This is a genomic window from Baia soyae, assembly GCF_004341445.1.
GTDB classification, from domain to species: domain Bacteria; phylum Bacillota; class Bacilli; order Thermoactinomycetales; family Thermoactinomycetaceae; genus Baia; species Baia soyae.
Window position 1 is genome coordinate 41,652 of record NZ_SLXV01000019.1, and the last position, 8,575, is coordinate 50,226.

General features: G+C 42.1%; 8 protein-coding genes. All 8 read left to right on the plus strand.

Annotated features, from left to right (window positions below):
• The first annotated feature begins 76 nt into the window (after window positions 1-76).
• The 8 genes from EDD57_RS07780 (at window position 77) to yhbH (ending at window position 8,220) form a co-directional block, all read left to right on the plus strand.
• A complete protein-coding gene (locus EDD57_RS07780; RefSeq protein WP_243649491.1) occupies window positions 77-610 on the plus strand; it encodes a methylated-DNA--[protein]-cysteine S-methyltransferase in 534 nt (177 codons plus the stop codon).
• A 78-nt stretch (window positions 611-688) separates the two neighbouring features.
• Window positions 689-1,192: an amidase domain-containing protein gene (locus EDD57_RS07785; RefSeq protein ID WP_131848891.1), complete on the plus strand. Its 504-nt coding sequence runs from the start codon at window positions 689-691 to the stop codon at window positions 1,190-1,192.
• A gap of 66 nt (window positions 1,193-1,258) precedes the next feature.
• Window positions 1,259-1,723, plus strand: a complete 465-nt coding sequence (locus tag EDD57_RS07790) for a tRNA (cytidine(34)-2'-O)-methyltransferase (RefSeq protein WP_093292515.1) — start codon at window positions 1,259-1,261, stop codon at window positions 1,721-1,723.
• Between the two features lie 133 nt (window positions 1,724-1,856).
• Window positions 1,857-2,378 (plus strand): TetR/AcrR family transcriptional regulator, encoded by a 522-nt coding sequence (locus EDD57_RS07795; RefSeq protein ID WP_131848892.1) that lies wholly within the window; start codon window positions 1,857-1,859, stop codon window positions 2,376-2,378.
• Between the two features lie 112 nt (window positions 2,379-2,490).
• A complete protein-coding gene (locus tag EDD57_RS07800) occupies window positions 2,491-3,453 on the plus strand; it encodes an SDR family NAD(P)-dependent oxidoreductase (protein WP_131848893.1) in 963 nt (320 codons plus the stop codon).
• Between the two features lie 59 nt (window positions 3,454-3,512).
• A complete protein-coding gene (locus tag EDD57_RS07805; protein ID WP_207896810.1) occupies window positions 3,513-4,409 on the plus strand; it encodes a hypothetical protein in 897 nt (298 codons plus the stop codon).
• A 742-nt stretch (window positions 4,410-5,151) separates the two neighbouring features.
• Entirely contained in the window at window positions 5,152-7,050 is a 1,899-nt protein-coding gene (locus EDD57_RS07810) for a PrkA family serine protein kinase (protein WP_131848894.1), read from the plus strand.
• A 33-nt stretch (window positions 7,051-7,083) separates the two neighbouring features.
• On the plus strand, window positions 7,084-8,220 hold the full coding sequence (gene yhbH, locus EDD57_RS07815) for a sporulation protein YhbH (protein ID WP_131848895.1): 1,137 nt from the start codon (window positions 7,084-7,086) through the stop codon (window positions 8,218-8,220).
• The last annotated feature ends 355 nt before the right edge of the window (window positions 8,221-8,575 follow it).

The following is an 8,575-nucleotide window of genomic DNA, read 5'->3' on the forward strand; positions in this document are numbered from 1 at the left end:
ATGCTCACCTACTGTGCAGAAAGAGGTATGATCGTAATATGAATTGTATTGGTATGATCAAAAGGGGGATCTATTTGTGAACCAGTGCCAGCCCATTATCGCTTGGAGTACATTGAAATCCCAAGTGGGTGTTATGACTGTGGCGGTGTCTCAGCAGGGGCTTTGTTATCTTGACTTTCCGAAGAAAGAGGATCCTATTTTCGGTTTGCGAATTTGGGCGAGTAAGCAAGCCCGTTCTACTCACTTCGAGGAGAATGAGCAGGCATGTACTCCAGCCCTAACCCAATTGCTAGAGTATTTTGACCGGAAACGTAAAGAGTTTGATTTGCCCCTAGATCTCACAGGTACTCCCTTTCAACAGCTCGTATATCGGCAATTATGCCAGATTCCATACGGGACTGTCGCATCTTATAAAGAAGTTGCAGAGGCGATTGGAGCTCCAAAAGCAGTTCGAGCAGTAGGCGGAGCAAATAATAAAAATCCAATTTCCATTATCGTACCTTGCCATCGAGTGATCGGTGCAAACGGATCCCTTGTGGGATACGGTGGTGGCTTGGAAATCAAAAAAAACCTGTTACAATTAGAAGGCTTTCGTGAATATAAAGATTAATCTTTTGAAAATCAATATGAAAGCGTGCTTTTTTCTTTTCTCCCCTCATACTCTGTTTCTGAGAGAGGGGAGTTTTTTATGCCAATGGAAGTATCGACGTATGTACGTGAACAAGCAGTAGCCTATGCGAAACAACATTGGAACAATAATAACCCAGCCTATTTAGTGTTTACGGATAACTGTACCAATTTTATCTCGCAGTGCTTGTATGCAGGCCATTTTCCGATGGAAGGTCAAGGGAATCCCCAAAAAGGTTGGTGGTACATGCATAGAGGAGGGAAAAATGATCGTTGGAGTGATAGTTGGGCAGTAGCTCACAGTTTATATTGGTATCTAAGAGAGAGTAAACGCGTTCAAATGAGGCAAGAGGCCAGACAACTCGAGCTAGGGGATGTCATTTGCTATGATTGGGAAGGAGATGGGAAATGGAACCATAATACGATCGTGACTGGCTTTGATGAAAATGGCGAACCACTTGTACATGCGCAGACGTATCCAAGTGCCTTCCGGCCATGGCGATACCTGGATTCACCAGGCTGGACCCCTAGAACGAGGTATGCATTTTTCCATATTGTCTATTAACTTGTGGATTAGGCATTCCTTTCGTACAATAGGGAAGAATTGTTTTCAGATGGAAAGGGATGCCTAATGTCATTTCATATTGTACTCGTTGAACCTGAGATCCCTCAAAATACAGGGAATATTGCTCGCACTTGTGCGGTTACAGGGGCCAAGCTCCATTTGGTTAAACCGCTTGGTTTTGAGATTGATAACGCGAAATTAAAACGTGCTGGATTAGATTATTGGGACGACTTAGGGGTCGAATATCATGATTCCTTTGCCGATCTCAAGCGGAAATATCCAGATGCTCGCTTCTTTTGTTCGACTACAAAAGGTTCGAGCTGGTATACAGACTTTACATATCGTGAAGGCGATTTTTTTGTGTTTGGCAAAGAGACAAAGGGGTTGGATAGCGAAATTTTAGAGGCGAATCGAGATACGTTGATTCGGATCCCTATGTTGCCTGTGAGGCGCTCGTTAAACTTGTCCAACTCTGTGGCGATTGTAACGTATGAGGCTTTTCGTCAGATTGGATTTCCAGAGATGAAGTAAGAGAAAGGGGCAGAATTACCGCCCCTAGCATCTTCCGGCAAAAAATTACCATCACACTGTATCATTGATGAATGAATTCGTATATACTGTAAGTAATTGATGAATCACTAACAAGAAAAGAGGGAGTAAATCAATGGGAAAATCAGATACAGCTTCAGTAAATCGAAAAGAGGAAATCATCTCCGCGGCTATTGAGGTATTCGCAGAGGTTGGATATTATCGAGCAACGACGGCACAAGTCGCACAAAGAGCTAAAATATCACAACCATATATCTTTCGTTTCTTTTCTACCAAAGAAGCCTTACTACTAGCAGCATTGGAAGTATCCTGGACACGGGTAATCGATTCTTTTCACAAAGTCTTGGAATCCGGATTGTCTGAACAACTGGAACCCGACCTTATTCGAGCATATGAAGACATATTAGACTCATATCGGAATGAAACCCTGCTTCAAATGCAGGCACAGACGATTCAGGAAGACTCGATTCGGGAAGCAATGCGAAAAGGATTTGGTGAAGTTCATCGTATTGTGTTAGATGCCTTTGATAATGCTGGCATTCCGAATCCTCAGGAACGGACGATGTTGTTTCTAGCACGGGGGATGCTGTGTAACATTTCATCAGCGCTCAACATGCCGGAATTGATGGGGAAATAAAGATAATAAGATTTTTTAAAATTTGTTATTGACCAATCAATAACAAAGTGATATGTTATGAACAAGAGTTAGTGATTGATCAATTACAAAAAACAAAGGACAGGTGAACATGATGAAAAAAGCAATTGTGGTAGGAGCAACTGGTGGTACTGGAGCAGTTATTACGGAAGAACTAGCAAAAAGAGGAATTGAGACAGTAGCCTTCGGAAGATCCCTTCCAAAGCTAAAGCAACTGAAGGATGGTATCAGTCATTCGGAGAAGATCACGCTTGCAACAGGCGATGCTTTTAATCCAGCTGACATCGTAAAAGCGGCAGAAGGTGCAGATGTTTTGTTCCATTGTGCAAATGTACCTTATCACGAAATGGAGACGAAGTTGATTCCGTTAGGGGAATCTGTGATGGAAGCGGCTAATCAATTAGGTATAAAGGTAGTTGCAGTCGATGGGATTTACCCATATGGAAAAAGACAGATGGATCGAATTTCAGAAGACCATCCGAAACAACCACATACCCGAAAAGGGAAGACAAGACTAGCTTTCGAACAGATGCTTTTTGACAACAAATGGAGCAACACCCAAGTCATGATCGTCCGACTACCTGATTACTACGGCCCAACAGCAAACGAGGCATCCTACTTAGGCTCCACCATTAAAGATATCGCAGACGGCAAAAGCATGACATTTTTTATCGGCAACATGCATGTCCCTAGAGAATACGTTTACTTGCCAGATGCAGCGTTCATGATTGTGGAGCTTGCCTCTAAAGAAGAAGCATACGGTAAGGAGAACTGGAATATCCCTGGTGGTGGTCAAATTTCAGGTAAGGAAATCGTACGAATCGCACAGCAGGCAAGTGGAAACTCTAAATCCGTCATTCCGCTCGGTCGATGGGGATTGTCTGTACTCGGATTAGTTGTGCCAGTCATGAAAGAAATCGTGGAAATGTTATATTTAACAGAAGAACCGCTTGTTTTGAGTGGAGAGAAATACGAGAAGATGGTCGGCCCTGTACGTGCAACGTCTTTTCAAGAGGGAATTTGGGAAACCATCCATGCATTACAACAGACAAAATAACTTTCTGCATTCGTAATTGATCAATCAATCAATAAATAAACAAAAAGGGATGATGGATTATGAGAAGTCATAAAATAGATCATGTACAAGAGAGTAAATTGTTCGAAGGGGAAAAGATTTTAGTAATGGTCGGTCTGCTTGGGTTCTTGCTTTCCTTTGGAATCGTTATCTACATCGCCATCAATGGGGCCGTCGTCTTACCAGAAGGAAATGCATGGAGTGCCTTCTCATTTGATGCAGCAATTGGTATGTTTACCTTGTCTCTCGCAGCTATCCTATCGCTTTCTGGACTTAGCCCTGGGAAGCGGAAGGCGGTTCGTTGGTTCTTTATCATCGATCTCCTCTACGTCTATGGAGCGGAAACCATTCAGCACCTTCGGGGCATTAATCCTCGATTTTCACAAGTGAATGAAACGTTTGATATGATCGTTGGTTATTTGTTCGGAATTGATGCGGTATTGATGATCGTGGTGTCCTTACTTCTTGCTATCCCATATTTCCGCCAAAAGAAATCTCATGAACGACCGCTCGTTGTACTAGGCATACGTTATGCATTTATTTCGCTCCTATTTGCCTTTGCTGCAGGTGCTTGGATGAGTATCGTGCAAAGCCGCTTTACCGGTAGTGCTGGTAACCTAATTGTTCTTCATGGACTTAGCTTCCACGCCTTGCAGACCCTCCCGCTACTTGGTTGGTTGACAGAGTGGATGCAAATCACTAAGAAGAAAGCGAGACAACTTATTCATATGGGAAGTATTGCTTGGACGATTTCCATCATACTCATTTTTGTCCAAACAACACTTGGGCACTCTGTATTCGAATGGACCGTATTGCCCATCATGAGCGGTTTGATGCTACTGATTTATGCAGCGATAACAGCACTCTCCATGTATGGTGATCTAAAGCCACTGTTAAAGAAGTATAAAAAAGAAAATGTTAGTGTCGACTGGAGATAAGTCAGGAGATATGACTGAGAAGTTCGAGATAGGAGACTCTTGCATCATGTATAATGAAGAGAGAATACAATGAAAAGTAAGATGGGGGATTTGGATGAAAATAGTGAAACCTATGATTTTCTTTACGTCAGTCCTGCTATCGATTGTTCTTATGTTCTTTCTGCTCTTTGTAGATATACATCCATTTTGGTTATCTTACGTCATTGCCGCCTTTCTCGCATTACTCGCTACAATGTTTTGGATAAAATTTGTTCAGAATAAGGAAGAAAAAAAGGTGAATCTTACCGCAGCAATTCTATTTACTTTCTCAGCAGCAACGATGTGTTTGAATATATTGATGACAATCAATTTGCAATATACGTAGGAGAAACTAGGGCAGTTTCCTGTTTGAACACTGGACTGACTTGATCACGCATGAGATCAAGTCTTTTTTCTATATGGAGGCGTGTTTTCTTACCCTTTAAATTGTTTTAATCTTTGTATTATTGTATAATATTAATACGTATTATCTTTTCCTGTCCATTTATCCACCCTTTATTACGAGTGATGTGAACCCCCAATTTGTTCTTATTCTAATGAGCTTACGCAACTTGTACCTCCTACTAGCATATACTAGAACTCTCATTTCTTTTTTATGGATATTGCTAGAGTTATGATGCGTATGATGTCATGGGACAGATAAATGTTAGATACTCAGACCGATTGGTTTGGGTGAAGCTGGATAGAGGGAGAGGGGACTTCTATGGATATTTTAAAGCGTCTCGCAGATCACCGAGAACAAGAAAAGAAGCTGTTGTGGGAAGGGACATTTACGGAATATCTGGAGATTGTAAAGCAAAATCCTCAAGTTACCCAAACGGCTCACTCACGTGTCTATGACATGATTCGTAGGGCTGGAATTGAAACAGACGCCAATGGAAACAAAAAATATCTATTTTTTAGTGGGGAAATTTTTGGATTGGATTATGCTATTGAACGCCTTGTCGAAGAGTATTTTCACTCTGCTGCTCGTCGTCTGGATGTTAGAAAGCGAATCTTACTTTTAATGGGTCCTGTCAGCGGAGGGAAATCAACTCTAGTAGCGATGATCAAAAAGGGACTAGAAGAGTATTCGCGAACAGATGAAGGTGCCATTTATGCGATTAAGGGATGCCCAATGCATGAAGAACCATTAAATCTTATTCCCAAAGAAGTACGTTCAGAGTTTGAAAAAGAGTTAGGGATTCGTATAGAAGGAAATGTATGTCCGTCTTGTCGTCAACGCCTGCGGGATGAGTACAATGGACGGATTGAAGATATGGTAGTAGAAAGAGTCTTTTTATCGGAAGATGAGCGGGTAGGGATTGGAACCTTTAGCCCATCTGACCCTAAATCGCAAGATATTGCTGACTTAACAGGTTCGATTGACTTTGCGACGATTACCGAATACGGCTCCGAATCAGATCCACGTGCCTATCGTTTTGATGGAGAGTTGAATAAAGCAAATCGTGGACTGATGGAATTCCAAGAGATGCTAAAATGTGACGAGAAATTCTTATGGAATCTACTATCACTCACCCAAGAAGGTAATTTTAAAGCAGGGCGTTTTGCTCTTATCTCCGCAGATGAACTAATCATCGCTCACACCAATGAAACAGAGTACCGGAACTTTATTGCAAACAAGCGAAATGAAGCGCTTCATTCACGGATTATTGTGATGCCGATCCCGTATAATTTGCAAGTCTCTGAAGAAGAAAAAATCTATGAAAAACTGATCAAACAATCTGATCTATCCCATATACACATCGCACCACACTCCCTTCGTACCGCTGCTGTATTTTCCATCCTAACTAGATTAAAAGATTCCAAAAGGCAAGGAATGGATCTCATCCAAAAAATGCGTCTCTACGATGGCGAACCCTTAGAGGGCATTAAAGATATTGATGTAGAAGAGCTGAAAAGCGAATTCCACGACGAAGGATTAAACGGAATTGACCCCCGTTATGTCATTAACCGTATTTCAAGTGCCCTTATTCGCACCGATGCTGATTACATCAATGCTTTAGATATCCTTCGCTCCCTGAAAGATGGCTTAGATCAGCATCCATCGATTACCCCTGAACAACGCGAACGTTATCTCAACTTCATCGCCCTAGCACGAAAAGAGTACGATGATATCGCGAAGAAAGAGGTACAAAAGGCATTTGTCTACTCCTATGAAGAATCAGCAAAAGCCCTGATGGACAACTACCTCGATAATGTCGAAGCGTACTGCAACTGGCATAAGATCAAGGACCCTCTTACTGGCGAAGAGATGGAGCCAGATGAAAAGCTGATGCGTTCCATTGAAGAACAAATTGGAATCTCCGAAAATGCCAAAAAAGCGTTCCGTGAAGAGATCCTAATCCGCTTATCTGCCTATGCTCGTAAAGGGAAACGTTTTGATTACAACAGCCATGAACGTCTCAGAGAAGCTATTCAAAAGAAACTATTTATCGATTTAAAAGATATCGTCAAAATCACCACATCTGCTAAAACTCCAGATGAAGGGCAACTAAAACGGATGAATGAAGTGATTGCCCGCCTAGTCGAAGATTATGGATATACCCCTGCTAGTGCCAATGGACTCCTACGATACGTCGGTAGTTTGTTAAACCGTTAGCCAGCAACCAGCGGGATAGTGGGAGGTGAATTTATGCTTGTATCAGAGGAGGATTGGTCCCTGCATCGCAAAGGGGATCAAGACCAGCTTCGGCATCAAGAGAAAGTAAAAGAAGCGATCAAGAAAAATTTACCTGACCTCGTAAGCGAAGAAAGTATCGTTTTATCCGATGGCAAACAAGTCGTAAAAGTCCCGATCCGCTCCATGGAAGAGTATCGTTTTCGTTTCAATCACAACAAGAGTAAACAGATGGGTCAAGGCCAAGGTGACACGCAAGTAGGAGATGTCGTAGCAAAAGATGGTGAGCCACAAAAAGGATCAGGCAAGGGGCAAGGAGCAGGAGAGCAAGCAGGCGGAGACTACTATGAAGCCGAAATATCCATGGAAGAACTAGAAAATATCCTCTTTGCAGAAATGGAACTTCCTCATTTACTGCAGAAGGAAATGGACTCCATCACCGTAGAAGATACCCGGTTCAACGATATTCGCAAAACAGGCCTTTCTGGAAACATTGCTAAGAAGCGAACCCTCTTAGAAGCCATTCGCCGAAACGGTAGACTGGGTAACAAAGGAAAGCCCAAAATCTCAATTGATGATCTACGATATAAGACATGGGAAGAAATCACGATCCCACATTCCAACGCTGTTGTGATGGCTATGATGGATACCTCCGGCTCGATGGGCATGTTTGAAAAGTACGTCGCCCGGAGCTTCTTTTTCTGGATGGTCCGCTTCCTACGAACCAAATATGAAAAAGTAGAAATCGTCTTCATTGCCCATCATACCGAAGCCAAGGAAGTCAGCGAAGAGCATTTCTTCACCAAAGGAGAAAGCGGAGGCACCATCTGTTCCTCTGCCTACCGTAAAGCCCTTGAAATCATCGACTCCCGTTATCCTCCAGCCCAATTCAACATCTATTCCTTCCACTTCTCCGACGGCGACAACCTCACCAGCGACAACCAAAAATGCATTGGCCTCGTCCAAGAACTCATGAAACACTCCAACATCTTCGGCTACGGAGAGGTCAACCAATACAATAGACACTCAACACTCATGAACGCTTACCGACACGTTAAAGATGAGAAGTTCCTATACTATGTTATTAAAGAAAAAGGACAAGTGTATGAGGCGTTGAAGCACTTCTTTTCGAAGAAAGAGGATGGGAAGTAGTTTAATAGATTGCCTTCTCAATGATTGATTTGAGGAGGCAATTTTTTTATATTCTGTGCTAAACAAATAGTTAAGGGGATAATGCGGACGATAACTGAGGACATATGTCCTTTACAAATACATAGTTCTATCATTTAATAATAGTATTATCCAAATGCTCAATAAGGAATAGAGCCAATTATTAAATTTCCTCAAAGCGAATTTTTGAAACTAGAATGTTAGAGATACACAAGGAAGAAAAGAATAAAGAGAGAGTAGAGATTAGGGTGTGTCTTAAAACTATTTTCTATCTCACTGAGCCAGTCTAAAAATGGAAGCCAGATATACAAACGCCAAAAAAGAGGTGGCTAACTTG

Excerpts from the sequence above, each read along its gene's own strand:
- EDD57_RS07805 (WP_207896810.1), top strand. The coding sequence starts at position 3,513 with ATGAGAAGTCATAAAATAGATCATGTACAAGAGAGTAAATTGTTCGAA.
- EDD57_RS07795 (WP_131848892.1), top strand. The coding sequence starts at position 1,857 with ATGGGAAAATCAGATACAGCTTCAGTAAATCGAAAAGAGGAAATCATC.
- EDD57_RS07785 (WP_131848891.1), top strand. The coding sequence starts at position 689 with ATGCCAATGGAAGTATCGACGTATGTACGTGAACAAGCAGTAGCCTAT.
- EDD57_RS07810 (WP_131848894.1), top strand. The coding sequence starts at position 5,152 with ATGGATATTTTAAAGCGTCTCGCAGATCACCGAGAACAAGAAAAGAAG.
- yhbH (WP_131848895.1), top strand. The coding sequence starts at position 7,084 with ATGCTTGTATCAGAGGAGGATTGGTCCCTGCATCGCAAAGGGGATCAA.
- EDD57_RS07800 (WP_131848893.1), top strand. The coding sequence starts at position 2,491 with ATGAAAAAAGCAATTGTGGTAGGAGCAACTGGTGGTACTGGAGCAGTT.
- EDD57_RS07790 (WP_093292515.1), top strand. The coding sequence starts at position 1,259 with ATGTCATTTCATATTGTACTCGTTGAACCTGAGATCCCTCAAAATACA.